Source organism: Mesorhizobium sp. M7A.F.Ca.ET.027.02.1.1 (assembly GCF_004022985.1).
Lineage (GTDB): Bacteria > Pseudomonadota > Alphaproteobacteria > Rhizobiales > Rhizobiaceae > Mesorhizobium.
In genome coordinates this window covers 1-1,881 of record NZ_RZOL01000677.1, presented here as the reverse complement: position 1 = coordinate 1,881, position 1,881 = coordinate 1, and the positions used below count along the sequence as shown (strand labels likewise).

The window sequence follows — 1,881 nt, the reverse complement described above, 5'->3', positions numbered from 1 at the left end:
ACCGAACGGTTGCTGACGATGAAGAATGCATACCCAGTTGCCCAGTTGGCGGCCAGGGCGGGGACGAGCAACCCCTCGCTCAGCGGATGGTTGACCAGGTGCGTCCAACCTAACGCGATGCCTTGTCCGCCGATCGCTGCTTGCAATCCTTCCAGGCCGGACGCGGCCGGTGGGGCTCGTCAAGGTGGATGAGCGTCCGCCGGGCGAGACCCGAAACTTTGGGAGCCGTGGGATCAGCCAGTGGCTGGCGAACGCCGTCGACGACAGGACGACATGCTTATCTTCAGTCGTCCGCCGAACAGCCTCGGCCGACCGGGCAATATGGCCTAGACCCATCGCAACATCGCTGTAGAAGCGCTGACCGGCTTCCGTCAGAATGATCCGTTTGTGGAGAGCATGAGATCCTATGGGGAGTGGATAGCGACCTACGCTGTGGCAGAGTGAGGTGGCTCAAAAACTCAGTGGAGGAGAACCATGCTTTCTGCAGCTGATTATCCGGAGGCGTCTGTCGCGATCCGCGTCGATCTTGGCGCGTTTTTTGTTTCGATGGAACTCGGTAAATCGACTTGGCTAATCACATCTCTCTCGCCGGGCGGTGGAGAGAAAATGTCGAGACACGCACCGGCGGCGATATCACCGGACTGTTTGCGCGCTTTGATGACCTGCGCAAGAAGGCGCAGGCGCGCACTGTCCGGAATCATTGGAATACGCAATCGAGCCGTGGGTGCTACATTCCGCCTGCCGTTCGGCGGTTGCGGCGGCGGGTCTTTCCAAGCACGTCACCGTCCATACGCTGCGCCATTCCTTTGCCATTCACCTGCTCGAGAATGGGACCGATATCCGCATCATCCTTCGATCACAGAGATGGAAGGAAACAGCCTGATGGTATGGGTTCAGTAGAGTCAAACGCCGATAGCATAACCTGCACTTATGCCGACATCACAATAATTGCGGTTTACCGGCACGTTTTTGCCAATCATACTTATAGCAGCAAGAGCAAACAAAATAGAGCCAAAAAGTGTGGCCGAGCCATAAGTGGGGTCGCCTACTTAAGCAAGAGTCGCTCCGACAGACCTCCTGTAGCAGGAGGTCACGATTCAGCCTTAGCGCGTGGGGCGCGGGAGTCGGCGCCGGGCTGGTGTCTATGTCGGGCGAAAACGGTCACCGCGCTTATCAACACAGATCGCAAAAAAGGGGAATACAATGACACAGGACAGCAAAACTCCGGAGTTCTTGATAAACCGCCGCAAACTGCTTTCCACCTCAGCCGCGGGATTAGGAGCCGGGTTGGTTCTCTCCCTTGCTCCTGCCATGGCACGAGCGCAAACCCCGACTAGAGGCGGCAAATTTGTCGTCGGAGTAGACAATGGATCATCAACCGACACGCTTGATCCAACGAATATCATTGCGTCAGCCGGGGTGTTCGCTTCTTACCAGTTTGGCAATCGGTTGCTTGAGCGTACGGCGGATGGAAAGCTGGGAAGCGAGCTAGCCGAGAGCTGGGTGCCCAGCGAGGGCGCCAAACGTTGGAATTTTACACTGAGAAAGGATGTAACCTTTCACAACGGGAAAAAGTTCACTGCCAGTGATATGATTTATTCCCTCAACCGTCACAAAGATCCTGCTTCAAAGTCTAGCTTGGCCCCACAGATGAAGGGTATTCAGGACATCACATCGGACGGACCTCATCAACTGTCAGTGCTCTTGACCGCGCCGGACGTGAACTTCCCTTACCTGATGACGAACATTACCGCCCAGCCCGAAGGAGAGGATCCAAGCAAGGGGATCGGAACGGGGCCTTTTATCCTTACCGCTGCGCAACCAGGCATTCGCTACAGTTTTCAACGCAATCCCCACTATTTCAGGCCGGAGCAACCGTAT

Annotated in this window: 1 protein-coding gene and 2 pseudogenes; all 3 read left to right on the top strand. The window is 56.0% G+C overall.

Annotated features, from left to right (window positions below; all coding sequences use genetic code 11):
- Positions 1-474: 474 nt before the first annotated feature.
- Positions 475-689 (top strand): annotated as a pseudogene (locus EN749_RS39230) (IS110 family transposase); the annotation flags it as partial.
- Between the two features lie 23 nt (positions 690-712).
- A pseudogene (locus tag EN749_RS39225) lies at positions 713-850 on the top strand (tyrosine-type recombinase/integrase); the annotation flags it as partial.
- 353 nt (positions 851-1,203) lie between these two features.
- On the top strand, positions 1,204-1,881 hold a 678-nt coding region (locus tag EN749_RS35010; RefSeq protein WP_245491573.1), incomplete at its 3' end, for an ABC transporter substrate-binding protein.